Here is a 26,279-nt window from a genome sequence, read left to right as displayed (position 1 = left end):
TATGTTCGCAGAAGAACGCCGTGCCGAAATTGCAAAGCTTGTTGCCTCCGCACGTCGTGTCAACGGCGCTGACCTTGCGCGCCGTTACGATGTGACCATGGAGACCGTGCGTCGTGACCTCGCCGCACTGGAAGAGGCAGGTAAGCTCCGCCGTGTCCACGGTGGTGCTGTCACCATTGAGCAGTCCACCTCCCTGGAGTCCTCCATCTCCTCCCGACAGGGCATGAACACCCCCGAAAAGCGCCGCATCGCCACCAAGGCATACCAGATGCTGCGCGACTCCGAGGCGGGCTCCATCGTCCTGGACGCAGGCTCCACCATCGAAATTCTCGCCGACCACATCGGCGCTGAGAACTTCAGCCTCAAGACCGGCAATGACCGCATCGTCATCACCCATGCACTGCACATTGCAGTCAAGCTCGCCGAAGCCGAAGGCGTGACCCTTGAACTGGTTGGCGGCCAGCTGCGCAAGATGACCTGGGCTGCTGTTGGTGCACGCGCCGCAGAGCACTTCGGCACCATGCGCCCCGATATTGCTTTCATTGGTGCCAACGGTATTGAAGCCCACTTCGGCATCTCCACCCCCGGCATGAACGAAGCCATCGTCAAGACCGCAATTTGCAAGGCGGCCCGCCGCGTGGTCTTGCTCTGTGACTCCGCGAAGTTCGGTCAGGAATCCCTGGTCCGCTTCGCTGGATTTGAGGATATTGACACCCTCATTACCGATCGCGAGCCCGAAGGTGCCCTCCGTCAGGCACTCGAGGCCGCAAACGTTGAGATTGTGATTGCCTAATGATTATTACTCTGACCGCAAACCCCAGCCTGGACCGCACCATTGAACTGGGTGCGCCTTTGGCTCACGGTGCCGTGCAGCGTGCTGTCGGCGCCGTACAGGATCCCGGTGGCAAGGGCGTGAATATTTCGCGTGCCCTGCAGGTTTCCGGCGTGCCGACCCTCGCCATTGTGCCCGGTGAAGCCACCGACCCGGTGCTGACCGCACTGCAGGCTGTGGACGTTGAGTTCGCTAACCTGCCCACCGGTGAGCCGATTCGCTCGAACATCACCGTGGTTGACCCGGATGGCACCACCACCAAGCTGAACGCCCCCGGTACCGTTTTTGATGCTGAACTGCGTCAGAAGCTGGACGAGCTGGTGGTTGAGCGTTCCAAGGGTGCCGACTGGGTGGTTCTGGCTGGTTCGCTGCCTCCGGGTCTGGAACCGACCTACTACTCCGAGCTGGTTGCGGCACTGCGCGCCTCCGGCTACGAGGGCAAGATTGCTATTGATACCTCTGAGGCGCCGCTGATTGCGACCGTCGCCGGTGAGCACAAGCCCACCCTGATTAAGCCCAACTCGGAGGAGCTGGCTCAGCTGACCGGTAGCGATAACTGGGAGGAGCTGGAGGCTAGCCCCGAGCTGACCGCCCGCACCGCCCAGAAGCTGCTCGGCGACGGCATCGAGTACGTGCTTGCCACCCTCGGCGGCGGCGGTGCAGTGCTGGTCACTGAGCAGGGTATCTGGCATGCTGTGCATGAGCCGATTCAGGTTCGTAGCACTGTGGGTGCCGGTGACTCGTCGCTGTCTGGTTTCTTGATTGCTCACACCCGTGGTGAGGATGCCCCCGGTTGCCTGGTTCAGGCGGTAGCTCACGGTTCGGCTGCTGCTGCTCTGCCCGGTACTCGCATGCCTTCGCTGGAGCAGACCACTCCTGAGAAGGTCACTGTTCGTCAGCTGCAGCTCTAATTCGGGCTGTTTTCGCACCTCCAGCTTTTATTCTCAGAAGGGAATATAAGCTGGGGTGCTGTGCGCATATGTACACACATATACGCACGCTGCACACGCAACACACACTGCGCACACTTTGAACTCATATAGGGGAGAAGTCCAGCACCGCTGAGTGAATCCCCGCCCCAACACATACCCGAGGAGGGAATATGTCTGATCTGATCACCGCAGATCTCGTCCTGCTGGACGAGAACCTCGGCGAGACCCGATTCGACGTAATTGCCAAGCTCGCCCAGGCAGTCGTAAATGCCGGACGCGCTACCGACTTCGAGCAGCTCTACGCGGCTGCCGAGGCACGCGAATCCAAGACCGACACCGGTATCCCCGGCGGTATTGCGATTCCGCACTGCCGTAGCGCCGCCGTCACCGAGCCGACCCTGGCAATGGCACGCCCCAACCCGGCAGTTTCCTTCGGTGCAAAGGACGGCCCCGCCGACCTGATTTTCTTCATTGCTGCACCCGATGGCGCTGACCAGGCCCACCTGAAGCTGCTCTCCACCCTGGCACGCTCCCTGATGAAGAAGAGCTTCACCGCGTCCCTGCGCGAAGCCTCCTCGGCTGAAGAGATTGTTGAGCTGGTCAACGGTGCGCTCGGCGTGGGCGAGAAGAAGGCAGAGGCTAAGCCCGCCGAGGCTGCACCTGCCGTAGCTGCCACCTCCGCTCAGGAAACCCCCGCCGCTTCGGCTCCGGTGAAGAAGATTGTTGCTGTGACCGCGTGCCCCACCGGTATCGCTCACACCTACATGGCTGCGGACGCCCTCAAGTACGCTGCTGAAGAGCTCGGCTACGACCTGAAGGTTGAAACTCAGGGCTCCTCGGGTAATGAGAAGCTGACTCAGGCTGATATTGACGCCGCAGACGCCGTGATTTTCGCGGTGTCCGTGAACGTGCGTGAGCGTAACCGCTTCGCGGGTAAGCCCTTCGTTGAGTCTCCCGTCAAGCGCGGTATTGACGAGCCTAAGGAAATGATTGCGGAGGCTCTAGCTGAGGCTGAGAACCCCAACGGTGCACGCGTTGCCGCTGCCGCATCCAGCGGTGAGGACAGCGCAGGCGCTACCGAAGGTGCATGGGGCTCGCGCATCTACAAGGCCGTGATGACCGGTATCTCCTACATGATTCCGTTCGTTGCTGCCGGCGGTATTCTGGTCGCCCTGGGCTTCGTTTTCGAGGCAATTACGGTGCCGAACCTTGGCGATGTGAACACCAAGGCGATTCTCGACTCGGCAACCCTGTTCAACCTCGGTGACGTGCACTGGACCCTGTACCTGGGTGCTGTTCTGCAGACCATCGGCGGTTTCGGTCTGAGCCTGATGGTTCCGGCTCTTGCCGCGTACATTGCGTACGGTTTGGCTCAGCGTCCCGGTATTGCTCCGGGCTTCATCGCCGGTTCGGTGGCTCTTGCGGTGAACGCGGGCTTCCTTGGCGGCATTGTTGGCGGTATTCTCGCCGGTCTGATTGCGTACGCTCTGGGCACCCTGAAGCTGCCCCGCTGGCTTGGCTCGATGATGCCTGTGGTCATCACCCCGCTGGTAACTTCTCTGGTTGCCGGCCTGGCAATGTACCTGCTGCTCGGTGCGCCCCTGGCGTGGGTTATGACCACCCTGCAGGATTGGCTGACCTCCATGTCTGGTGGCTCCGCTCTGCTGCTGGGTCTGATCCTGGGTGCCATGATGGCTTCTGACCTGGGTGGCCCCATCAACAAGGCTGCTTACCTCTTCGCAACCGCTGGTCTGTCCTCGGGTGCGACCGTGAACCAGGAAATCATGGCTGCCGTCATTATTTCCGGTATGGTTCCGCCGCTGGCTATGGCTCTGGCAACCACCCTGCGCCCCAAGCTGTTCAACGAGAACGAGCGTGAGAACGGTAAGGCTGCGTGGCTGCTGGGTGCATCCTTCATCTCTGAGGGTGCTATTCCCTTCGCTTCGGCTGACCCGGCTCGCGTGATTCCTTCGACCATTGTTGGTGGCGCTATTGCCGGTGCAATCTCCATGGGTGCGCACGTGGCTTCCCCGGCTCCGCACGGTGGTATTTGGATTATTGGTCTGGCACAGAACCCGCTGATGTTCCTGGCGGCTGTTGTTGCCGGTACCGTTGTTTCGGCGCTACTGTACGTGGTGCTGAAGTCCCTGGGTGCCCGCTCTAAGGCATCCGCATAAAGGCCGTATAACCTCACCTTCATTTGATCGTCTGTTTGCAAGCGTGAGCGTGAAAAAACACGTTACACTGTAGACAAACCACAGATAGGACATGAATTTATGACTACCTACAAGGGCGTCGGCGTATACGCCGGCCGCGTTATTGGCCCCGTTCTTCAGATGCCTAAGCCCATCGAGGAACCCAAGGATGGTCTGCGTCTGAGCGGTGAGACCGCTGAGGCTGCAGCGCAGCGCATCAAGGACGCTTCGGTCCGCGTGAAGGAAGACCTGCTCGCTCGTGCAGAGCACGCTAGCCGTGACGGCAAGGCTGTTCTGAAGTCTACCTCTCAGATGGCTACCGACCGTGCACTGATTAAGAGCGCTATCAAGCTGGTTGAGACTCAGGAGATGGCTCCCGAGCGCGCAATTTGGGAGGCTGCAACCTCCTTCGCTGACCAGATGGCTGCCCTGGGTGGCTACATGGCTGAGCGCGTCACCGACATCCACGACGTGCGTGCCCGCATCGTTGCTGAGCTGACCGGCCAGCAGGCTCCCGGCATCCCCGTTTCTGATGAGCCGTTCATCCTGGCTGCTATTGACCTGGCACCGGCTGATACCGCGACTCTGGACCCCGAGAAGGTTATCGCTCTGATCACCTCTGACGGTGGCCCCCAGGCACACACCGCTATTCTGGCTCGCGGCCTGGGCCTGCCCGCTATTGTGGCGGCTAAGGGCGTGACCGAGATCGCTGACGGCACCGTCGTATACGTGGACTCCAACGAAGGCATCGTTGATACTGAGCCGACTGACGCTGACCGTGAGGCAGCAATCAAGTACGCAAACCGTAAGCCCGTCGCTGACTTCGACGGTCAGGGCGTGCTGGCTGACGGCACCCGCGTTGAGCTGTACGCAAACGTTGGTGACGGCAAGTCCGCTGAGAAGGCTGCAAGCCTAAAGGCTGAGGGTGTTGGCCTGCTGCGCACCGAGTTCGGCTTCCTGGGCCACGACTCTGAGCCTTCTATCGAGACTCAGGCTAAGACCTACAAGTCCGTGTTTGACGCATTCCCCGGCAAGCACATTGTGGTTCGTACCCTGGACGCTGGCGCTGACAAGCCCCTGCCGTTCCTGAACGTGAACCCCGAAGAGAACCCCGCGCTGGGTGTTCGCGGTTTCCGTACCGACTGGACTGTTCCGGGCGTTCTGACCCGCCAGCTGGAGGCTATCAAGGCTGCTTCTGAGGACTCCGACGCTGACATCTGGGTTATGGCTCCGATGATTTCGACCACCTCCGAGGCACGCAACTTCGCGAACATGCTCAAGGAGATCGGCCTGCCCGTTCACGGTGTGATGGTTGAGACCCCCGCAGCTGTGATGAACGCTGAGGCTATCCTGGGCGAGGTCGACTTCGTGTCCATCGGCACCAACGACCTGACCCAGTACACCATGGCGGCTGACCGTCTGCTGGGCGACCTGGCGCACCTGAACAACCCCTGGCAGCCTGCAGTGCTGAAGATGATCAAGATGACTGTTGAGGGTGCTCAGCGTGCATCGGTCACCGCGGGTAAGAAGAAGTACGTGAGCGTCTGTGGTGAGGCTGCGGCTGACCCGGCTCTGGCTGTTGTTCTGATTGGTCTGGGTGTTGACACCCTGTCCATGAACGCTGGCGCTATCCCCGCTGTGGCTGCGGTTCTGAAGTCCGTGACCAAGGAGAAGGCACAGCAGATTGCGGCTATCGCTCTGCAGCAGATTTCTTCTGCTGAGGCGAAGGAGAGCGCACGCAAGGCTCTGCCGATTCTGGACGAGCTGGGCCTCTAAGCCTTAAAACGATTTCGGGGCTGCCTGCCGCTTCTTGATGGGGTGTGCTGGGCGGTGCCTGAGTCCATGAAAATGCCGGGTGTAGAGTTTTATTTCTGCATCCGGCATTTTTTGTACTTGTTAGCGTATGGCTGAACGGTACAATTTATAGAGTAAGGGCGGGTCCTGAAGCGCCCCGTTCATTTAGAATAGGTACTGATATATTTCGGTTCCTTGATCAAAGGAGAAACATAATGGCAGAGCGCGAAGCCACTATTGCAAGCCGTGTTGGCCTGCACGCACGTCCGGCAGCTATCTTCGCTGAGGCAGCTGGCGACCTCCCCGTCGAGGTCACCATCGCAGCTAAGGGCGAGCCCGCAGATGAGGCTATGGACGCTGCATCGATTCTGTCCCTGATGTCCCTGGGCGCAAAGCACGGCGACGTTGTTGTCCTGCGCGCTGAGGGTGAAGGTGCTGAAGAGGCTCTGGACTCGCTGGTTAAGATCCTCGAGACCGACCACGACGCTGAGTAATTGACTTTCGCCTCTGAAGTGACCCCGAGCGGTGCGCTTCGGATGCTGTGAAGGCTACAGCCTTAAAGCGTGAATATCCCGTCACTTCGGTGGCGGGATATTTTTTGTTATGAATAATTCATTTTTTATTGAGGTGTGAGTGGGGATAGATGGGGGATATTTCTCTGCAAATCTTAATGTATATATAACCTTTATTTTTCCTCGAAAATAGCTCTAGAAATATCTCCCAAAATATCTTCTGTGCAGTAATGACCTGGATTTCTCTTCATATCAATGAAGCCTTCTGCCGTAAGTGCCGCAGAGCGCTTTTTGCTCACAAAATCACCGGGCAGAAAAGTGATATTTCTGCTCTTCAGTGCTACCGCAGAATCGTGCCCTTGTTAGACTAAAAAGGCACTGTCTATCTGGGAGGGACATTGGCAGAATCGAGGAACACCCCCGCGACCCCCACATCGCGGGAAGCTTCGCATGCAGGCGAAGCAAACACTGCCGCAACGGAAGGAAGCGAGCAGAATACCACCGCGGGCTACATCGCCGGTAAACGCGGTTTTCCCCTGGTTTCACTAGACCAGGTCACCGACGAGAAATTGCGCCGCGTGCTGGCTCAGCATGCCGCCTCCGCGAAGAACTCCGAGGGCACCGTTAAGGCAGAAGCAGTGAGTGAGGTGCTCCAGGAAGCTGCTGCCGACATGGGCATTACCCCGCAGGAGACCGCAGAGCCCGATTGTGGCCCGGAACTGTGCCCCCACGAGCACGATCATGGGGCGCGCACCGTCATTGACCCCTCCCTCGTGCCTGATCATGAGCTGGACGCGTACCGTGAGGACCCGAACCCCGTCACCTCCAGCAATATGGTGACCGAGGAGGCGCTGACCCGCCCCTCCCAGCCGGTGCCCATGACCGGCATGATTCCGCAGGTGCCTAACTCTCACGCAGCCCGACGCTACGGTGCGGATCCTACCGCAATGCCGAAGACCGGGCCCGTCTCGATGCCCACCACCTCCGTACCGCTGGTTGAGGGCGGCTCTCGCGGCCTATTTGGGCGCGGTAGCGGTGGTCGCTGGGGTTCACGTCGCTTCCGCTCCTTCGTGCGCACTGAGGAGGCGGCACCCGCCGCCCCGCGCGGTGCCCAGCGCATTGCGCAGCGCCAGTTCGTGCCGACTATCCGGTCTGACGAGCATGAGCGTCGTGAGGCGTTCCGCCGTGAGAAGGAGTACGCACGCGATACCCTGAACTTCACCCTGCGCCTGGCGGAGGCGATGTTCCACTACGGTGCGGACGCAATGGATGTGGACTCGGCGATTATTGCGGTGTCTTCGGCGTACGGGCTGGATTCGGTGGAAGTCGACATTACGAACCAGTCGGTGACCATCAACTACACTTCGGACCCCGATATTTACATGGAGTCCCGCATCGCCAAGCGCAATGCGAACGCTGAGGAGCGCTTCACCCATACCCTGGTGCGTGTGGTGCGTTCCTCCACGGAGAACTATGAGGCGCTCTCCGAGGTGTACGGCCTGATCTATAAGATCACTCGGGGCGGTATGACCCTGGAAATTGCCGATTTGAAGCTGAACCAGATTACGCACCGACCCAAGCCGTTCCCGCCTCTGGTGGTGTGGTTGGCGAACCTGGCGTGTGCCGGAACCCTGACGGCGGCGCTGGGTGCAAGCTTTGCGACGGCGTTGAGCGCGGCGATTATTTTTATTCCCGTGTACCTGCTGATTCAGTGGTTGAGTTCGATTGGTATTCCGGCGTTCTTCCGTATGGCTGCTAGTGCCGGTCTGATGACCTTCTTGGCGATTTGGCTGGGCGGTGAGGGATCCATTCTTTCGGTGTTGCAGCGTCAGGGGGAGGCGATTTCGGCGCCTCTGGTGGTGGCTGCGGGCATGATTATGTTCTTGCCAACGCCGCGTCTGGTGGGTGCCGTGCAGGACGCGATTAATGGCTTCCCGGTGACGGCTGCGGGTCGTTTCGTGTCTACGGGCATGAGCTTCTTGGGGCTGGTGGTTGGTATTGCGACCGCGGTGAGTGCGATCAATATTTTCAACGGCCCGACCCTGGATATTGAGCAGCTGCGTTTTGAGCCGACGACCCCGCTGGTGGCGTCGTTCTTCTTCCTGGTGGCGATTGCGACCTTTGCGATTACCTTGCAGACGAAGCTGGTGAAGGTCGGGTGGCTGATGGTCATTACGGGCTGCGGTCTGGCGGCGTATTACGGTTATGAGCTGCTTGCTGGCCCGAGTACTGGTCGCGGTCCGACGGCGTGTGCGGCGGTTGTGATTGGTGCGTTGAGCACATATTTTGCGTACCGTCTGCATGTGCCCCAGGCTATTTTCTCGATTCCTGCGATTACGTTCTTGCTGCCGGGTCTGTCGTTCTTCCGCGGCATGTATTTGTTGACGGTTGAGACGGACGTGATTCTGGGTATGCAGAATATGATTACGGCGGTTTCGATTGTGGTGGCGATGGCTTCGGGTGTTGCGTTGGGTAATTACACGATGCAGTATGCGCTACAGCGTTTTACGACTCCGCGAAATGTGGAACCGGCTGATTCTTAGCCGTTTTTCAAGGGTATATAGCCGATATTGCATATATTGGTGGCGAAAAAGAGGCGGTAGCTTGCGAGTTCAATTCACAAGCTACCGCCCCTTCACTACGCCCAATGCGCCAGCTCTCATACTGGCTCATGTGCTGCGCCTAGCGGACCGTCCAATCCACCGGCTCAGCACCCTGCTGCACCAGCAAAGAATTCACCGTCGAAAACGGGCGCGAACCAAAGAAACCACGACGAGCAGATAGCGGCGAAGGATGCGCCGACTCCACGCTCGGGTACGGCTGCAGCATAGGTGCGCACTTGCGTGCATCCGCACCCCACAGCAGACCCACCAGCGGCTGATTACGCGCCACCAGTGCACGGATAGCGCACTCGGTAATCTCCTCCCAACCCTTGCCGCGGTGCGAACCCGCATCAGACTCGCGCACCGTCAAAACCCTGTTGAGCAGCATGACACCCTCATCAGCCCAACAGGACAGGTCGCCGTGATCAGCCGGGGCGATACCCAAATCGTCCTCAAGTTCCTTGTAAATATTGTTCAGCGAACGAGGCAACGGCATACCGCGGTGCACCGAGAACGACAGACCCATCGCATTGCCCGGAGTAGGGTAGGGGTCCTGACCAATAATGAGGACCTTCACCCCGCTCATCGGGCGGCGGAACGCATTGAAAATATCGGCAGCAGGCGGGAAAGTACGGTACCCCGCCGCGTGCTCCTCACGCAGAAAAGCGCCCATGGCGTGAATCTGCTCTTCGACGGGGGCGAGTGCTACCGCCCAATCCTCGCTCATAATGCTGCTGAGGGGCTGGTTCATGAATCTCCTCGGGCTGATGCGGCTCCGGCGGTCACGGTGCCGGGCGCGCTGCGGTTACTTCTCTTCTAGACTAGGGGATGACGAATACTTGCGGTAGGCGACGCCAACCGCGGCAGACGAGCTGCAGACAGGAGGGAACGTGTCAGAACAGGAACGAGCTGAAACCGCTGAGGCCCAGCCGGAAGCACAGAACCAGCCGGAAGTAGAGAACCAACCCGATGGCCTGACCCCGGTGGAGCGCCGCATTCTTGAGGTGGAGCGCCGCCGCTTCAAGCACCAGGGCTCCAAAGAGAAGGCGATTATCGCCGCCGGATTCACCCCGATTGCCTACTATCAGCGCCTGAACGTGATGCTGGATGATGAGCGGGTACGCGCCGCAGCGCCGCAGATGATCGACGTTCTGCGTGCCCGCCGAGACGCTGACTAGGGGCTCAAACTGGGGGAGTCGTGCGAGCTTTCCAACTCCTGCTTTCACCCCCGCGCACCTAAAGTTCAGCTAGAGATTGAACACTGTGCGGTGCCCGTCTCTTTCACAGTCGGTTGCGGGGCGTTCACGTTGGTTCTCGCTAGTTGAGACGGTACTCTAGGTACTAGAACACCAAGACCGCACCTTCCGCAGCCGCGCCCGCGCGCCAGGCAGGACGGTACGGTACCAGCCGGTAAACAGAGACCCGTGAAATGAGGATAAATGAGCTACCCCCGCGACGAATTTGATGAGGTAGACGAAAATACCGCCCGCCGCGGAACCTACCGCGCGGTCAATGCTGACCCGGCAAAGAGCCCCAAGGGCGCTATCCCCCTGGTAGCTGCAGGCGTAGTTGGTCTGCTCATCGGCGGCGCAATGTACGTGTACGCGCCGCGCACCGCCTCCCCGCAGTACTCGGCGTCCACCGCGAAGAGCAGCTCCGCCCCCGCAAGTGCGTCGGCGTCCTCTGCGCCGGCTAAGGCTTCTGCGTCGGCAAGCGCCACGAAGACCGGTCTGGCTGAGTCCATCTCTGTGGCGGTCTACAATGCGGCGGCTCCGGCGGGTAGCGCATCCGGTGCGGCGGCGCAGCTGACCGGTTACACCATCAGCGAGACGGCAAACTACACGGGTGTGGCACCGGCAACCAGCGTGGTCTACTACGCTGAGGGCTACCAGTCGCAGGCGCAGAGTATCGCCTCGAAGCTGGGTATTGCTCAGGTGCGTCAGGCAACCTCCGACGTGCGGATGGGCAACCACGAGGTCATCGTGATTCTGTCCTCGGATTACACCGGCTCCGCTACTGCAGCGGAATAGGTTCGGGCGGTTGCCCCAGTGAATCTAAGTCCGCGAATCTAAGCCCGTGCCCACTGTTTCTGCCATAACGACTTCTGCTCAACCCCATCCGCGCAATTCCACTGATGCGCCGGGTGGGGTTGATGCTTTTAACACCCCTCACGCGCCCCCGGTAGGCACACCGGTAACGCCCCTTTTGGCGGGCTTAATGAGTGCAGATTAAGCACTGGGCGATTAACCCTTCAACCTTGGGCTTAAACGTTTGCTCCATGCCGGTGCGGGTGCCACAATTGATGTAGCGTTCGGGTGCTTTATGCCCTACTCTGCCCGCGCCTCCGTAACCGGGGTGTTGTGGAGGGGCAGCCACCCGATTTTAGATGTACCGCACCCGCAAGGGTGAAGGAAGAAATCCGATCGTCCAGGAGGACACTTATGGCAAAGCTCATTGCTTTTGACGAAGAGGCACGCCGCGGCCTTGAGCGCGGTTTGAACACCCTCGCCGATGCAGTGAAGGTGACCCTCGGCCCCCGCGGCCGCAACGTTGTGCTGGAGAAGGCGTGGGGCGCCCCCACCATCACCAACGACGGTGTCTCGATCGCGAAGGAAATCGAGCTGGAGGATCCGTACGAGAAGATTGGTGCGGAGCTCGTCAAGGAAGTTGCTAAGAAGACTGACGACATCGCAGGTGACGGTACCACCACCGCTACCGTTCTGGCTCAGGCACTGGTTCGCGAGGGCCTGCGCAACGTGGCTGCTGGCGCTGACCCGCTGAGCCTCAAGCGCGGCATTGAGAAGGCTGTTGAGGCTGTGACCGAGGCTCTGCTCTCCTCCGCGAAGGAAGTTGAGACCGAGGAAGAGATTGCCGCAACCGCATCTATTTCCGCTGGCGACGCTGAGATCGGCAAGCTCATTGCTGAGGCAATGGAGAAGGTTGGCAAGGAAGGCGTCATCACCGTTGAGGACTCCAACACTTTCGGTCTGCACCTCGAACTGACTGAGGGTATGCGCTTCGACAAGGGCTTCCTGTCCGGTTACTTCGTGACCGACCCGGAGCGTCAGGAAGCAGTCCTGGAGGACCCCTACATCCTGGTTGTGAACCAGAAGATTTCGAACGTCAAGGACCTCGTCCCCGTCCTGGAGAAGGTCATGCAGTCCGGCAAGCCGCTGCTGATTGTTGCTGAGGACGTTGAGGGTGAGGCTCTGGCTCTGCTGGTGCTGAACAAGATGCGCGGCTCCATCAAGTCTGTTGCTGTGAAGGCTCCGGGCTTCGGTGACCGCCGTAAGGCTCAGATGGCTGATATTGCTATCCTGACCGGTGGCCAGGTCATTACCGAAGAGGTTGGCCTGTCCCTGGACGCAGCAACCCTGGACATGCTCGGTTCCGCTCGCAAGGTCGTTGTGACCAAGGACGAGACCACCATCATCGAGGGTGCAGGCGACGCAGCGGCTATTGAGGGTCGCGTTGCTCAGATCCGCGCAGAGATCGCTAACTCTGACTCCGATTACGACCGTGAGAAGCTGCAGGAGCGCCTGGCTAAGCTCGCCGGTGGTGTTGCTGTGCTGAAGGCTGGTGCCGCAACTGAGGTTGAGCTGAAGGAACGCAAGCACCGCATTGAGGATGCTGTGCGTAACGCTAAGGCTGCTGTTGAGGAGGGTATCGTCCCCGGTGGTGGCGTTGCTCTGATTCAGGCTGGCGTGAAGGTCTTCGACAAGCTGGAGCTGACCGGCGACGAGGCGACCGGCGCGAACATTGTGCGCGTGGCTATTGACGCACCGCTGAAGCAGATCGCTGCTAACGCTGGCCTGGAGCCGGGCGTTGTGGTTGACCGCGTTCGTTCCCTGCCTGCTGGTACCGGCCTGAACGCTGCGACCGGCGAGTACGAGGACCTGATGGCTGCTGGTATTGCTGACCCGGTGAAGGTGACCCGTTCGGCTCTGCAGAACGCTGCGTCTATTGCCGGTCTGTTCCTGACCACTGAGGCTGTTGTTGCCAACAAGCCGGAGCCCGCTGGTGCGGCTGCTCCCGGTGCGGACGGCATGGCAGGCATGATGTAGTAGAAATTTATCCCTGATGGGGTAAATTTCTACGGAATCCGTGGCACGCGAAGCGTGACACGGTGGTGACCCGGCGCTGGTACTCAAACCGGCGCAGGTCCACGCATCCGTATGAGGCGGGGGCGGCTACCCATGAAGGGTGGCTGCCCCCGCTTTTGTGTGCCCGTGCGTCCTGTCCCGGCGGTGGAGGCGGTAGAATGGCTCCTTATGGAATGCGCCTATTTTCGTGATGACCTCTGCTCCTCCTGCCCCAGCATTGAGACCGCCTACACCGCGCAGGTGCAGGCGAAGCAGGAGCACGCCCGCGCCCTGCTTGCCGCCCACCCGCAACTGCAGTGGCTGGACCCGGTGACCAGCGCGGAGGCGGGCTTCCGCAACAAGGCGAAGCTCGTGGTGGGCGGTTCGGCGAAGAACCCGACCCTCGGCATTGTGGATTACCGTACGGGCGCATCCACCGATCTTGGCGAATGCCCGCTCTATATGGAGCCGATTCAGGCGGCTATTCCGGTGCTGCGTGAGCTGATTCAGCGTGCAGACCTGACCCCTTATGACATTCCGAACCGTCGCGGTGAGCTGAAGAATATTCTGGTGACTGCTTCGGCGGCGGGTGAGCTGATGGTGCGTTTCGTGCTGCGTTCGAAGAAGCTTCTGGTGCCGATTCGCCGCCAGATGGGCTGGCTACAGGAGCGGCTGCCGAACCTGGCAGTGCTGTCGGTGAACCTGCTGCGTGAGCCGGTGGCGCGCGTTGAGGGTGATGAGGAGATTATTCTCTCGGAGCGTCAGACCCTGCCGATGCAGGTGAATGACCTGACTCTGCATTTGCGCCCGCAGAGCTTCTTCCAGACGAACACGAAGGTTGCTGAGGCGATGTACGCGCAGGGCCGCGAGTGGGTGCGTGAGGTGGCTCCGCGCTCGCTGTGGGACCTGTACTGCGGCGTGGGCGGTTTTGCCCTGCATGCCGCTTCGGTGATGGATGGCGGCTCGGTGACCGGCATCGAGATTAGTGCGGAGGCGGTCGCCTCGGCGCAGCGCACGGTGGCTGAGTACGGGCTTGAGAGCGTGGATTTTTCGGCGCAGGATGCGCCGGAGTTCGCGGTGTCTTCGGGTACGGTGCCGCAGATGCTGGTGGTGAACCCGCCGCGCCGCGGTATTGGTGAGAGCTTGTGCGCGTGGATTGAGGGTTCGGGTATTGACCGTGTGGTGTATTCGAGCTGTAATGCGGTGACTTTGGCGAAGGATCTGGAACGCATGCCCGTGTATGCGCCGGTGCAGGGCCGTGTGCTGGATATGTTCCCGCATACGGACCACTATGAGGTTATGACGTTGCTGAAGCGCGGGTAGGTTTCTCGGGTCAAGCGCTCATTCCTATCCCAAGTCCGCGAGCAGATACATAACACTAGGGCGCGAGCAGGTGATTTTTGGCCGAGCAGGTAGTATTTTTCCTGCATGCTCGGCCAAAAATCACCTGCTCGCGGTGTTATCAGGGTTGCCCGCAACGTGGCGGAGGTGAGGCGATGATGCCCCGAGGCGATATACAGAGCACAGTCATGCACCCGCACGGCTCTTTGCCTCATTCCGCGATTCCTGCGCCCGTATCGCTCGCGCAGTCGGGCCGAGAATGAACGTGAATACGGTGGCGATGATGAAGAGTGCCCCTCCGGTAACAATGGTGTTGATCGCGCCGAACGCTGGTACCGCCCATCCGGTGATGAGGTACCCGACCATACCCGCTAGGGAGAAAACCACACCCATGAAGCTGTAGACGCGCCCGCGCATGTGTTCGTCGATAGCGTCTGCGAAGAGGACTTGCCCGAGCACTTCTTCGGGTCCGTAGAACATGCCCCAGATGAACCAGAGCACGAGTACCGCCCACAGCGCCGGGTGTAGTCCCATACTCAGACAAACGGCGCCGTAGCCGAGTCCGGAGATGCACATCCACCCGCGTTTGGTCATACGCACCCGCCCGGCGCCTGTACCGACGCCGAGTTTGGCTGAAAGCCAGGAGCTGATCACGCATCCGGCGGCGTAGACGGAAGTTGCGATTCCGAAGGCGGTGTAGTCGTGCCCGAGGCCGCGGGTGAGGTATTCGAGCATGGGCAGGGTGGTGATGGGTACGGCGGCGATGGAGAGGAACCAGAAGGTGAGCATACCGCGCACGATGGGGTTGTGTGCGGTGTAGGCGGCGCCTTCGCGCAGGAGTCTGCCGGTGTGGTGTTCCTGCACGGTGGCGGTGCGTTCGGCGTGGGTGAGGTCGTAGTTGCGTATGGTGGCGACGGTGAGGGCAGCGAGCAGGTTGAGGGTGCCTGCGAATCCGACGGCGAGGGCTGGGGTGGTGAAGGATGCGACGGCGGCTGCGATGGTGGGGCCGAGGGTTTGGGCGAGGAAGATGAGGCTGCCGCGGCGTGCCATGTATTTTTGGTAGTCGTCGCCGAGCAGGGAGGGCATGGCGGCGGAGGCTGCGGGGGATGAGAAGGTGCCGAAGGTTGAGACGAGGAATGCGATGGTGAGGAAGGCGGGTAGTCCTGCGGCGGCGTAGAGGGCTGGGGATGCGATGAGTAGGGCGGCGCTGGCGAGCCTGAAGCTGACGGTGAGGGTTTTGCGGTTGAATTTGTCGGCGATAGCGCCTGCGAATGGTGCGAAGAGGATGACGGGGACTGCCTCGACGACCATGACGATAGCGGAGTGGGCGAGGTCGCCGGTGGCGCCGTAGGTCAGCAGGGGCATGGCGATAGCTTGGATACTGGACGCAAGAGCATCAGAAACCTGCGCGGTCAGGAGCGTGAGCTGCCCGCGTGCGTTCAGCGGCGTTGCTGATGTGGGTTTTGCGGTCGCGTCTGGTGTGTTTGTTGGAATGCGCGACGCAGGTGATTCAGGGTGCTCAGGCGAAGGGTCTGTGGTGCGTCTCATAATACTGTGGATTCTATCACGGGTAAGAACGCTGTAACCGAGGCGAAACAAGACACAAGATGCGCGAGCAGATAACAGTCCGTTATCTTCTCGCCGAAATATTATCTGCTCGCGGTGTTATCGGGGTTGCCCGCAACCGGGCGGTGGCGTCTCGGGCTGGTTGTGTCCGAGGCGCCACCGCTTTTTCGTTCCCCTCTAGCGGGCGTGAAATTCTATCCCTGCGCCGCGAAATCCTGTGCCGCGAGAATACCCGCCGCGTACGCCGCCTGACCCACGTGCTGGGTTGCGTCGTCAATCAGGCTGACCAGGCGCATACCGCGAGTTACCGGCGGAGTCCACGAACGGTCAATAATCTCGCTCAAATCAGCCTCGCTCAGTGTCTGCGCGTAGTCGGCGAGCGCCTCGCCGGTCGCCACAAGGTACTCCACCAGCAGGGCAGAATCTTCAACCACGATGGAGCGTGCCTGCTCGGCGGTGTGACCGTAGCCCATGGTGTCGCCGAGCTCGCCCAGGTTGAAACGCTCCCTGAAACCCTGAGTCTCCCAGACCTGCGGCTGACCATTCAGAGCAGAAAGCTGCATGTCCATTTGTCGTCCTGCATGCCAGAGGAGCCAGGCGATAGAGTTCGGGTGCCCGCACGGGTGGGCGTTGAGCGCCTCCGCTGATAGCCCTTTGACGGCTACGGCGGCCTCGATGCCGGGGCGGCTGGCGGCGTCACGCAGAATATCGTGGGTTTTCATGGAATCCTCCTGAATTTGCTGGCTTCCTTTAGGCCGGCTTCTTGTAGGGAGCCGGGTAGTTTTAGTCTACGCCTGCGCGGGCTCTGAGGGGTGGCTGTGGAAGAAGGGAGGGGGGCTTTGCTCATGTCCTAGCGGTGGGGGCGTGAATTGGGGTGGCAAGAAAAAATGTGGCGCACGGGAATAATACTTATTTCTTCCCGTTGAACTCTGTGAAGACATCATCATCTAAATTTCACAGGAGAATAGTATGACCACCCCCGCTCAGCTGCACTTTGACATGGTTGTCATCGGCTTCGGCAAGGGCGGCAAGACCCTCGCCGGCGCATACGCCAAGACCGGCAAGAACGTTGCCCTCATCGAACAGTCCACCGGCATGTACGGCGGCACCTGCATCAACATCGGTTGCGTGCCCACCAAGGCGCTGGTTCACCGCGCCGACGAGTTCCGCGCCAGCGGCGAGCGCACCCTAGAAGAGGCAAACGCCGCCTACGAATCCGCCGTGGTTTTCCGTGACAAGCTGACCGGCATGATGCGCGCCAAGAACCGCGAGATCCTGCTGTCCAACGAGACCGCTAAGCTCATTGACGGTCACGCACGTTTCATCTCCGACACCGAGGTTGAGGTCACCGCGGGCGAGGACACCCTGCGCGTTACCGCCGACTACTTCATCGTCAACACCGGTGCCGTTTCTGTTATCCCTCCGATTGAGGGTATCCGCGAATCTGAGCGTGTGCTCACCTCCACCGAGCTGCAGAAGCTCACCCCGCGCCCCAAGCGCCTGGGCATTATCGGTGGCGGCCCCATCGGTGTTGAGTTTGCCGGTATTTTCTCCTCCTACGGTACCGAGGTGACCATTCTGGACGGCGCACCCGCCCTCTTCGGCCGCTACGACGAGGATGTCGCCCAGGTTGCCCGCGAGATTATCGCAGACCAGGACATTACCGCTCACACCGGCGTGCGTGTGCAGTCCTTCAAGGACGGCGCTGACTCGGTGACCGTGACCTACCTCGACTCCGAGGGCGCTACCCAGCAGCTGGAGGTGGACTACGTGATGGTTGCAACCGGCCGCAAGCCCGCAACCGAGGGTCTGGGTCTGGAGAACACCAGCATCGAAACCAACGACCGCGGCGCAATTGTCGTGGATGAGCACCTGCGTAGCACCGTGCCGAACATTTTCGCGCTCGGTGACGTGAACGGCGGCCCGCAGTTCACCTACATCTCCATGGATGACTACCGCGTGGTGCTCTCCCAGCTGGTCGGTGACGGTTCCCGCTCCACTAAGGACCGCAAGGCAGTGGCTTCGACCATTTACATGAACCCGCCGCTGTCTTCCGTGGGCCTGACCGAGCGTGAGGCAATCGAGGCTGGCCACAAGGTGAAGGTCGCTTCGAAGCCGGTTGCCGCGGTTGCCGCGATGCCGCGTGCGAAGACCCAGGAGAACCCGCGCGGCATCATGAAGTTCGTGATTGACGCGCAGACCGACCAGATTCTGGGTGCCCAGCTGCTGGTAATCGAGTCCATGGAGGTTATTAACCTGGTGGCTCTGGCGATGCGCCACGGCATTACTGCTTCGCAGCTACGCGATGAGATTTACACTCACCCCTCAATCACTGAGGGCCTGAATGAGGTTCTTGCCGTCGCGGCGCCCGTGAACTAGTTGAACTAGAATCGCGCCTGAATTCGCGGTTCGTATAGCGTTTCTGCTTGTCCGAGTGCTTCCCTGCCCATTCCGCCCGTTGTGCTGTCAACGGGGGTGCGGGCAGGGAAGCATTTTTGTTAAGGCTCATATATACCTAGTCGCTAAGCATGCCCTAAGATGGTTATGAGATAAGCGCAAGCTCACCGGTTGGGTGGTCAGCGCGAGAGGGCTCGGAGGAGACACCCACTCGCGGCTACACCCACCACAGCGCACCGCCTGCGCCGCGCATACAACCGAAAACCAAAGGCACGAACCGGGAGAATCATGGCACTGCCCAAAATTAAGCCCTACACCTACGTCGACCGTGAACACAGCAATCGCGTGAGCTGGCCTGTGGACCCCTCCCGCGCTGTACTGCTCGTGCACGACATGCAGGTACACTTCGTCCAGGCTTTCGAAGGCGCCAACCTGGGTGAGGGTAACGATAACCCGGACGCACAGATTAACATCGCCATTCGGAACCTGCGCCGCCTCATTGACGCCGCCCACGCCGCCGGAATCCCGGTCTACTACACCGCGCAGCCGCCGCGCCAGAACCCCGAAGATCGCCGCCTGCTCATCGACTTCTGGGGCGACGGCCTGCAGAACGATGAGTCCGCCCGCGTGCTCGACGAACTGGCACCCACCGACCGCGACACCGTGCTGACCAAGTGGCGCTACTCCGCGTTCGTGCGCAGCCCCTTCGAGGACCTGCTCAAGGAGTCCGGTCGCGACCAGCTCATTATCGGCGGCGTGTACGCTCACATTGGCTGCCTGACCACCGCCCTGGAGGCGTTCATGCGTGACATTCAGCCGTTTATGGTTGCGGATGCGCTCGCCGACTTCTCGGAGGAGGAGCACCGCACGGCGTGCGAGTACGCTTCGGGTCGTTGCGCCCGCGTGCTGAACACCGCCGATGTACTCGCCGACCTGCATGCTGCAGAAGGTGCTGAGAAGGCTGAGACTGCTGAGGAGGCGCGCGCATGAGCTGGGTCATTGTGACCGGCGCGAACGGCGGTATTGGTGAGGCAACCGTCCACCAGCTCATCAAGAACGGTTATTCGGTGTTTGCGGCTGACCTTGCGGAGCAGCCCATTGCTTCCTTCGGTACCTACGGGGACGCGATCTTCCGCTACCGCGCCGTAGACGTTACGAGCGAAGAGTCCGTCACCGCCCTCGCCAACGCTGTAGCGGCACTCGACGAACCCATCACCGGCGCAGTGCTCGCCGCGGGCATCGCCCACAGCCAGCCGCTTCTGGAAACCAGCTTCGCCACCTGGAAGCGCCTGCACGCGGTCAACTCCGATGGCGTGTTCCTGTGCCTGCGCGAATTCGCGCGCATCATGATTGACCAGCAGGAGAGCGACCCGGCGAACAGCCGCTCCCTGGTGACGGTCGCCTCCAACGCGGCGCGTGTGCCCCGCGCGGAGTTTGGCGCCTACGGTGCATCGAAGGCGTCGGCGGCGCGCGTGAGTTCCAGCTTCGGTCTGCAGCTTGCCGCGCACGGTATTCGCGTGAATTCGGTCTGCCCCGGCACCACCCGAACCCCCATGGTTACTGACGCCTGGGAGGGTGAGGACCGCTCCGCCCTGCCGGTTGCCGGCAACCCGCAAACGTTCCGCCTGGGCATTCCGCTGCGCCGTATTGCCGACCCCGCCGATATTGCGGCGGTCAACGCTTTCCTCATTTCTGAGGCGGCACGCCACATCACCATGCAGGAGATTGTCGCCGACGGCGGCGCGACCCTCTAACGGCACCCCGCGTCCGGCGTTTAGATGCCCGGCGCGAACCCACACACCACTGATAGAAGTACGATGACGAACCTTCCCGACTTTATCTTTGCCACCGGCACCCGCGTCCTGCGCGCATCCGGTGCGATGACCCCTGTAACCTTCGATAATGCCCTGGACGAGGCGAAACGTGCCGGTAGCGCCGTCGTGGGTCTGATTCCTTTTGACCCTGATATGCCCGCCTACCTCTTCGTGCCTGAACGCATGGAGGAGCAGCAGGTGCCGGTCCCCGAGCAGACCGTGGCGCTTGCCGAACCGGTATCGGTCACCGGCCGCCAGAACGACCGGTTCCGTGCCGCCGTGGCGACCGCCGTGGAGCGCATGAAGGCGGGTGAGCTGAGCAAAATCGTGCTTTCGCGTGTGCTCACCGCCCGCTACGCACCCGGCGCTCTCAACCTGGAAGCGCTGTACAACAACCTGCGCGCCCAGCAGCGTTCCGCATTCAACTTTGCGGTGCGCCTGCCCGAGGGCGAGCGCGGCATGAGCGGAAGCTACCTGATGGGTGCCTCCCCGGAGCTGGTGTTCCGCACCGAGGGCCGCGCCTTCAAGACCCACCCGCTTGCCGGTAGCGCCCCGCGCATTGCCGAGCCCGGTAGCGCCGAGGACGAAGCGATTCGTGACCGTCTGTTCGCCTCGCCGAAGGACCGCCACGAGCACGCCTACGTCATCAACGATATTGCCGAGCGCCTGGCACCCATCGCCGAGGAGCTGAACGTGCCGCAGGTGCCCTCGCTGCTGCAGACCCCGCAGCTGTGGCACCTGGCGACCCCCATCGACGGCGTGCTGAAGGAGGGGCTGACCTGCCTGGACGGTGCCCGCGCGATTCACCCGACCCCCGCGATTTGCGGTGCCCCCACTGAGAAGGCGCTGGAGCTGATTCGCCAGCTGGAGTCTTTCGAGCGCCGCTACTTTGGCGGCCTGGTCGGCTACATGGATGCCGAGGGTAACGGCGAGTGGGCGCTGGTGCTGCGCTGCGCCCAGGTCAGCCCGGACGAGGCGGTGCTGTACGCGGGTGCGGGTATTGTGGCTGAGTCCGACCCGGAGCTGGAGCACACGGAGACCGGTACGAAGCTCGGTAGCTTTGGCCGCGCCCTGGGCGTGGATACCCTGGGTGAGGATACCCCTTAGGCTCTGTCTTGAACGCCTTGACGAGGCAGAATACAACGACTGAATAAAACGACGGAACGCGCTCGCTGGCATGGCGGGCGCGTTCCGTCGTTGTATCAGGTGTTAGGGGATTGAGCGCGACTAATCGGTGAGCAGGCGCTTGAGCTCCAGGGGAGTAGCCACCGGCAGAAGCTGAGCCTCAATCTGCGCGGGCTCACCCTCGGTCGGGTTCTCCACTGCCAGGGCGATGAGCATCTTCTGCGCATGCTCGGGGTTCTCCGCGTCGGGCAGTGCCACGGGTACCCACTGCAGGCTAAAGCTTCGCTCGATAGCCTCGCCGCCGCCCTGAGGTGTGGGTGCGCTAAAGGTAGCACGCGCGGTCAAGCTGTCCTGAGTCAGTACACGTAGGGCGGTCGGCTCGGGAGTGCCGCTGCCCAGAAGGTCCCCCGGGACCTCCTCGTTCATGGCAAGTTCGAGCGCATCCAGCAGTGCATCGGTGAGCTGCACCCGAACCAGGGACGGCACCGCGCTCAGACCGTGGCCGGTCGCCTTGAGCACCGCCTCCTTAGCGGTCCACAGTGCCACCGAGAGCAGGTGCAGTACGGGCGCGGGGCGTTCCTGCGCCGCCCGCTCATAGAACGAGCGTTCTTCATTGGAGAGCGCTAGGCGCGCAAAACCAGAGAACAGGCGCGCATCCAGGGTCTCAACATCCACGCCGAGCACCGCCGAAGAATTACGACTAAACGCACCCACCACCAGCGGGTTTACCTGCGACATATTGAAATTCACGCCCGCAATACGCGGCTTACCGTGCTTCTTGCCGCTGGTGCACAGGGTGCAGGAACGATCCACCTCAATCTCAGAAGCGGCACTGGACGGCACATCCAGACGAGCCGCCGCCATGGCGCGCATGAGCGCCTGAGTGCTCAGGTAGCTGACCGCCGCCGTGGAGGTCGGCAACTGCGCCGCATGCTGCTGCTCGGCAAGACCCAGGTAGCTCAACCAGCTAAAACGCAGGGAACCGTACATGGTGCGGGTGGGAAGAGCGAAAATCTGCACGCGCTCGCTCGGACGGGCGGTAGGGTGCTCCGGGTGCTGTGCGCTGGGTGTTTCGGTGGCAGAATAGCTCATAGGTTTAGTGTACCCGCCCGGCTATGGTGGGCTCCTATAGGTTGTCCACAGCCGTGACCGCGCGCTACGCACCCTTGCCGCCGGTGCGGTAAAGTCATCACAGACATCATTACGGACAGCCGCCCGCACGATAGAGCGGCGGCGCAGAAAGAAGGTACCGTGAACAGCACGCAAGAGATCATTGCCGCCGCAGACGGCTCGGCGCTGGGCAACCCCGGACCGGCGGGCTGGGCATGGTATATCGACGACGACCACTGGGCGAGCGGCGGCTGGGCGCACGGCACCAACAATATGGGTGAGCTCAAGGCTGTCCTGGACCTGTTCGAGGCGACCGCATCCCGCCCGGAGGCGAAGCTGCGCGTGTACTGCGATAGCCAGTACGTCATTAACTCGCTGACCAAGTGGATGCCCGGCTGGAAGAAGAAGGGCTGGAAGAAATCCGACGGCAAGCCCGTGCTCAACCGCGACCTTCTGGAGGCGCTGGATCAGGCGCTGACCGGCCGCGACTACGAGTTTATTTGGGTGAAGGGCCACGCGGGTCACGCGCTCAATGAGAAGGCGGATTCCCTGGCGAATGGTGCTGCGCGCGCCTATCAGGAGGGTCGTGAACCCGCGCACGGCCCCGGCTTCGGTGCGGCTGCTGAACCCGCTACTGCGGCTGAGCCTGTGGAGGCTCCGGCTGTTGAAGTGCCGATTGTGAATGCTCCGGCTGCAGAACCTGCACTCTCGGACGTTGCCCTCTCTAAGCCGGTGCCTTCCGAGTCTTCCGCGGACGCCCACCTGCCCGTGCAGGAATTCACCGCAGCCGAGATTGAGAACGCCCAGCGTGGCGTGGAGAGCCTGCGCCTGTCCGGTCTGTTGCGCCCCGCCTCCGCGGTGAACGCCCCCGATCCGGAGGTGGTTCGCACCCGCAAGGAGCAGCTGGCGCTCGCGGCGGAGCGTGCCGCCGAGCGTGACGCAAAGGTGCTGGCTCGCCAGCAGGAGACCGCTCAGCAGGCATCCAACGCCGCGCAGGCGGAAGAAGAGGATGACCTGACCGGTCTGGAAGAGTTCGCCGGCATGGATCCGAACGATGTTGACCCGGCGGAACTGCTGGGTGAGACCGAAGGACATGCAGAAGAGCAGGCGGTAGATCCGGCCGCGGAGCCCGTTCAGGATGCTCCCGCTCAGCCTGCTCCTTCCCAGCCCGCTGAGCCCGCACCGTCTGCTCCTGCGGCACCCGCTCTGAACCCCGAGGAAGCCGCCGCCGCAGAACAACTACTCGAAAGCCGCGGCTCCGTCATGGAGGCGGCGCAGCTGGAGTCCATGCTGCACGAGCGTCTGGTGTGGGTGACCGCTACCGGCAAGTCGGTGTCCCGCTCCTCGGTGCTGCAGTACCGCGAACGCGCCTTCACTCAGCAGGGTGCCCCGCTCAAGCAGGGTGTGCAGGTACTGGATTCTTCCAGCGTGCTGGTCATGGCGGCGGTTGCGACCGCGCGTGGTCGCGTGAGCCGTTCGAGCATCTGGCATTACGACGCTGAGCGCGGCCTGTGGCGTCTGCGTTTCCGTCAGGAGACCCCTGCTTCCTAAAGCTCAGCTCCTAAGGCTCTGCTCCTAAGGAATGGGCTCTTGGGCCCAAAGATTTCTGTACATTAAAACCCCGCCGCATCCTCACTTTCGAGGATGTGGCGGGGGTTTCTCAATAGATGTTCGCCGCCTTCTGGCGAATCTAGCGGGCGGTGTGCTGTGCGTCCGGGACCTTTTAGCTGCCCGGTCTGCCGCCTGCCTGCGGGTGGGCCTTAGAATCTGTAGCCCGGACCCCTTAGCCGACGAACATGGAGGCGTTAGCCTGCTCGGTGTCTGCGTAGTTTACGCCTGCGCGGGTGAGTGCCTCGTTGATCTGGGTGATGGATGCTTCGACCTGGCGCTGGGTTGCATGCCACTGGTCCAGTACGCCCTGGAAGTTAGCGGATGCGGAGCCGGTCCAGGAGCTCTGCAAATCGTGCAGGGATGCGGTCATACCGTTGACGTCTGCGGTGATGGATGCGACGTAGGATCGTGCCTGTGCGCTCTTGGCTGCGATGACTTCGGAATCGACATTGAACTGTGCCATGGTTTTTCTCCTTTGAGATATGTGAGATAGGTGGGGCGGTTGCCCCGTGGTGGTGCTTGGGGTTTGGATCTCTGGAAGGGTTGAGTTCCTGACCGGAAGCTTGTTATCACTATATCTTTCAAAATGCATCAAATGAGCTGAAAAGTGATTATTAAATAAATCTGTGGATAAACCCGATAGAATCACTCCGGCATCTCGAAAGAATCGAAAACCCTCCCGAAAATGACGCCGCCATGACGCGCACTCGGTTGCTCCCGCTGTTCTTTAGCCGCGCCGCTCCTTCTTACTCACGCTCTCTTTACTCGCGCCGCCGCGAGTTATCATCCCGCCTCCAGGGCACAGCAAAACCCCCGAACCGTAGAACACTCAAGTTCCACAATCCGGGGGTTTATGCATCAGTGCTACTTCATCAGCTGATCGTCCGAGACGGGCGGCGGATAGAACGGCAAAGAAATCACGAAGGTAGCACCGCCACCATCGGTCTCGTCAATGTGAATCCTGCCCTCATGCTGTTCAATAATCGCAGCCACAATGGACAGACCCAGACCCGTACCGCCGGTCTCACGCGAACGTGAAGCATCGGTGCGGTAGAAACGCTCGAAGACGCGCTCGCGGTCCTCGCCGTGAATACCGGGGCCATGGTCGCGTACCTCTAGCACGGAGAGCGGGAAGCCGGGAACCTCTTCGCGCACGCCCACCGCAATCTCCAGGGGAGAGCCGTCGGGGGTGTAGCGCATGGCGTTGGTCAGCAGGTTCGCTACGACCTGACGCAGGCGCGATTCGTCGCCGAGCACGGTTGCGGAGGTCGGCGCCACCTCTTCGTTCAGACCCACCAGGGACACTGCACGATCGGGTGCCGTAGCGTAGGCGTCGTTACTAGCGTCCACCGCCAGGTTGAACAGATCGAAGGGTGCCAGCTTGGATTCGCGGCGCTCATCAATACGCGCCAGGGTCAGCAGGTCTTCCACGAGCTGACCCATACGCTTGGACTCCGATTCGATGCGGCTCATCGCGGTAGCGACAGCCTCATCGGTCGGTAGCGCGCCCTGACGGTACAGTTCCGAGTAGCCTCGAATACTGACCAGCGGGGTGCGCAGCTCATGCGAAGCGTCACCCACGAAGCGGCGCATTTTCGCCTCGCTCTTCTCGCGGGCTTTGAAGAGCATTTCAATCTGGGTGAGCATCGTGTTCAGCGAAACCGCGAGGTTACCGATCTCGTTGCTGGGGTTGTAGTCCTCAATACGCTGAGAGAGGTCACCGGCAGCAATCTTGGCGGCGGTCTGCTCCACGCGAGCCAGCGGCTCGAAGGTGCGGGTCACAATCACCCAGGTCATCGCAATGGCGGAGGCGAGAGTCGCCAAACCAAACGCGAAGGTCAGCACGCCCACGAGGGCAACCACCTGGTTCGTTTGTTTCAGCGGCATGGCAATGATGAGGGAGGCCGCCTCCGGCAAACCTGAAGAGTCGTTGGCTTCAATGGGTACGGCGAGCACGCGCCAATCGGAGGAGCTGCCCACCGAATTGACGGTGACCGCCTCTTCGTTTTGCTTGCGAACCTTCTCTTCGGTCCAGCCTTGCAGTGCCGGCTCGCTGAACTGTTCGCTGTCCTCGGACTTGAGCGAGTACAGTACGTTGCCGTCCTTGTCGAGCAGGTACAGGCGGTAGGTGCTCAGGGATTGTTCCTGATTGCCGGAGGGGCGCACGGTCGCCAGCTGCACGAGTGAGGGGGCGCTGTTCTTCATCTCTTCGTCCAGCTGGTGCACCATCTGGGCGCGCAGAGCGGAAATCGCCACCAGGCTCGTCACCGCAATGGAGAGGGCGATGAGCATGGAAGTGATGAGCACCAGCTGGGTGCGAAGGGAAAGAGACTGGGGGATCCGGTCGAGGGGTTTGAGCGCCACG

The 26,279-nt window shown here is 61.2% G+C and carries 21 protein-coding genes; 15 read left to right on the top strand and 6 right to left on the bottom strand.

Annotated features, from left to right (window positions below):
* The first annotated feature begins 1 nt into the window (after nt 1).
* The 6 genes from HMPREF2836_RS07855 (at nt 2) to HMPREF2836_RS07830 (ending at nt 8,808) form a co-directional block, all read left to right on the top strand.
* Entirely contained in the window at nt 2–793 is a 792-nt protein-coding gene (locus tag HMPREF2836_RS07855; RefSeq protein WP_005504500.1) for a DeoR/GlpR family DNA-binding transcription regulator, read from the top strand.
* Complete coding sequence (locus HMPREF2836_RS07850) at nt 793–1,743, top strand: 1-phosphofructokinase family hexose kinase (RefSeq protein WP_005508167.1); 951 nt, start codon at nt 793–795, stop codon at nt 1,741–1,743. The genes HMPREF2836_RS07855 and HMPREF2836_RS07850 overlap by 1 nt, the downstream gene beginning before the upstream one ends.
* Nucleotides 1,744–1,934: 191 nt before the next feature.
* Nucleotides 1,935–3,941, top strand: coding sequence for a PTS fructose transporter subunit IIABC (locus HMPREF2836_RS07845; protein WP_070630030.1), 2,007 nt, complete (start codon nt 1,935–1,937; stop codon nt 3,939–3,941).
* Nucleotides 3,942–4,040: 99 nt separating this feature from the next.
* The gene (gene ptsP / locus HMPREF2836_RS07840; protein ID WP_070630029.1) at nt 4,041–5,735 is read left to right on the top strand and encodes a phosphoenolpyruvate--protein phosphotransferase; all 1,695 of its coding nucleotides are present in this window, start codon (nt 4,041–4,043) and stop codon (nt 5,733–5,735) included.
* Between the two features lie 233 nt (nt 5,736–5,968).
* Nucleotides 5,969–6,247 carry an HPr family phosphocarrier protein gene (locus tag HMPREF2836_RS07835; RefSeq protein ID WP_005504506.1) on the top strand — a complete coding sequence of 93 codons (279 nt, stop codon included), beginning with the start codon at nt 5,969–5,971 and terminating at the stop codon, nt 6,245–6,247.
* A gap of 416 nt (nt 6,248–6,663) precedes the next feature.
* A complete protein-coding gene (locus HMPREF2836_RS07830) occupies nt 6,664–8,808 on the top strand; it encodes a threonine/serine exporter family protein (RefSeq protein WP_070630028.1) in 2,145 nt (714 codons plus the stop codon).
* Nucleotides 8,809–8,947: 139 nt separating this feature from the next.
* Here HMPREF2836_RS07830 and HMPREF2836_RS07825 read toward each other — a convergent pair whose 3' ends face one another.
* Nucleotides 8,948–9,619, bottom strand: coding sequence for a uracil-DNA glycosylase (locus HMPREF2836_RS07825; RefSeq protein WP_070593154.1), 672 nt, complete (start codon nt 9,617–9,619; stop codon nt 8,948–8,950).
* A 139-nt stretch (nt 9,620–9,758) separates the two neighbouring features.
* On the opposite strand from HMPREF2836_RS07825, the gene HMPREF2836_RS07820 reads away from it, so the two are divergent.
* The 4 genes from HMPREF2836_RS07820 (at nt 9,759) to rlmC (ending at nt 14,273) form a co-directional block, all read left to right on the top strand.
* Nucleotides 9,759–10,046 carry a DUF3263 domain-containing protein gene (locus HMPREF2836_RS07820; protein WP_070604174.1) on the top strand — a complete coding sequence of 96 codons (288 nt, stop codon included), beginning with the start codon at nt 9,759–9,761 and terminating at the stop codon, nt 10,044–10,046.
* 261 nt (nt 10,047–10,307) lie between these two features.
* On the top strand, nt 10,308–10,898 hold the full coding sequence (locus tag HMPREF2836_RS07815; protein ID WP_012902849.1) for a LytR C-terminal domain-containing protein: 591 nt from the start codon (nt 10,308–10,310) through the stop codon (nt 10,896–10,898).
* A 411-nt stretch (nt 10,899–11,309) separates the two neighbouring features.
* Nucleotides 11,310–12,932, top strand: coding sequence for a chaperonin GroEL (gene groL, locus HMPREF2836_RS07810; RefSeq protein WP_005504512.1), 1,623 nt, complete (start codon nt 11,310–11,312; stop codon nt 12,930–12,932).
* Nucleotides 12,933–13,139: 207 nt separating this feature from the next.
* Nucleotides 13,140–14,273 (top strand): 23S rRNA (uracil(747)-C(5))-methyltransferase RlmC, encoded by a 1,134-nt coding sequence (gene rlmC, locus HMPREF2836_RS07805; protein WP_070630027.1) that lies wholly within the window; start codon nt 13,140–13,142, stop codon nt 14,271–14,273.
* Between the two features lie 204 nt (nt 14,274–14,477).
* On the opposite strand, the gene HMPREF2836_RS07800 is transcribed toward rlmC, so the two are convergent.
* Entirely contained in the window at nt 14,478–15,839 is a 1,362-nt protein-coding gene (locus tag HMPREF2836_RS07800; RefSeq protein ID WP_246824527.1) for an MFS transporter, read from the bottom strand.
* Nucleotides 15,840–16,051: 212 nt separating this feature from the next.
* Nucleotides 16,052–16,579, bottom strand: coding sequence for a mycothiol transferase (locus tag HMPREF2836_RS07795; protein WP_070630026.1), 528 nt, complete (start codon nt 16,577–16,579; stop codon nt 16,052–16,054).
* 247 nt (nt 16,580–16,826) lie between these two features.
* Between HMPREF2836_RS07795 and HMPREF2836_RS07790 the strand changes: the two genes are divergently transcribed.
* The 4 genes from HMPREF2836_RS07790 to HMPREF2836_RS07775 all read left to right on the top strand — a co-directional run bounded on the left by HMPREF2836_RS07790 (nt 16,827) and on the right by HMPREF2836_RS07775 (nt 21,175).
* A complete protein-coding gene (locus HMPREF2836_RS07790) occupies nt 16,827–18,236 on the top strand; it encodes an FAD-dependent oxidoreductase (RefSeq protein ID WP_070599685.1) in 1,410 nt (469 codons plus the stop codon).
* Nucleotides 18,237–18,542: 306 nt separating this feature from the next.
* Complete coding sequence (locus HMPREF2836_RS07785) at nt 18,543–19,244, top strand: isochorismatase family protein (RefSeq protein WP_070630025.1); 702 nt, start codon at nt 18,543–18,545, stop codon at nt 19,242–19,244.
* Nucleotides 19,241–20,008, top strand: a complete 768-nt coding sequence (locus tag HMPREF2836_RS07780; protein ID WP_070630024.1) for an SDR family oxidoreductase — start codon at nt 19,241–19,243, stop codon at nt 20,006–20,008. Before HMPREF2836_RS07785 ends, HMPREF2836_RS07780 begins: the two co-directional genes overlap by 4 nt.
* A gap of 63 nt (nt 20,009–20,071) precedes the next feature.
* Entirely contained in the window at nt 20,072–21,175 is a 1,104-nt protein-coding gene (locus HMPREF2836_RS07775) for an isochorismate synthase (RefSeq protein WP_070630023.1), read from the top strand.
* 120 nt (nt 21,176–21,295) lie between these two features.
* Here the strand turns inward: HMPREF2836_RS07775 and HMPREF2836_RS07770 are convergent, their stop codons facing one another.
* Entirely contained in the window at nt 21,296–22,285 is a 990-nt protein-coding gene (locus HMPREF2836_RS07770) for a 4'-phosphopantetheinyl transferase family protein (RefSeq protein ID WP_070630022.1), read from the bottom strand.
* Nucleotides 22,286–22,444: 159 nt separating this feature from the next.
* Between HMPREF2836_RS07770 and HMPREF2836_RS07765 the strand changes: the two genes are divergently transcribed.
* Nucleotides 22,445–23,854, top strand: coding sequence for an RNase H family protein (locus HMPREF2836_RS07765; protein WP_070630021.1), 1,410 nt, complete (start codon nt 22,445–22,447; stop codon nt 23,852–23,854).
* A 232-nt stretch (nt 23,855–24,086) separates the two neighbouring features.
* On the opposite strand, the gene HMPREF2836_RS07760 is transcribed toward HMPREF2836_RS07765, so the two are convergent.
* Together HMPREF2836_RS07760 and HMPREF2836_RS07755 are read right to left on the bottom strand one after the other, a co-directional pair.
* Entirely contained in the window at nt 24,087–24,377 is a 291-nt protein-coding gene (locus HMPREF2836_RS07760) for a WXG100 family type VII secretion target (protein WP_005504526.1), read from the bottom strand.
* A gap of 401 nt (nt 24,378–24,778) precedes the next feature.
* A complete protein-coding gene (locus HMPREF2836_RS07755; protein WP_070630020.1) occupies nt 24,779–26,278 on the bottom strand; it encodes a sensor histidine kinase in 1,500 nt (499 codons plus the stop codon).
* Nucleotide 26,279: the final 1 nt, after the last annotated feature.

This window comes from Rothia sp. HMSC065C12 (assembly GCF_001812085.1).
Taxonomy (GTDB): Bacteria; Actinomycetota; Actinomycetes; order Actinomycetales; family Micrococcaceae; genus Rothia; species Rothia mucilaginosa.
This window is presented reverse-complemented; position numbering and strand designations above follow the sequence as displayed.